The sequence below is a fragment of the Rhizobium sp. SVR5-2C genome (assembly GCF_056755115.1).
This window is the reverse complement of record NZ_JBNDHT010000516.1, coordinates 1-246: the sequence shown is the minus strand read 5'-3', so window position 1 is coordinate 246 and position 246 is coordinate 1. Positions and strand designations below refer to the sequence as shown.

The window sequence follows — 246 nt, the reverse complement described above, 5'->3', positions numbered from 1 at the left end:
CAATTCGCAGAGATTTTTTTATCACATCGGCATAGTGGCTGAGGTTAGCGTCGAGAGTGAGGATCATCTCCTCTGTCGCCCCTTTTTGCGGGCCAAAGATACGGGAAGCGCCTCTCTCGCCAACCAGCGGATTCGTGACGTCGCATGCGACGTGGATTGTGCAATCTTTTAGCCTGGCGTCGAGGCCGGAGAGATCGACGCTGTTGAGCGCCATCAGGCTGCCGCCGCCATAACCCATTTCAGTAC

General features: G+C 55.7%; 1 protein-coding gene. It reads right to left on the bottom strand.

The features are described 5' to 3' along the window. On the bottom strand, positions 1 to 246 hold a 246-nt coding region (locus ACPYOI_RS36735; RefSeq protein ID WP_481424265.1), incomplete at both ends, for a glycerate kinase.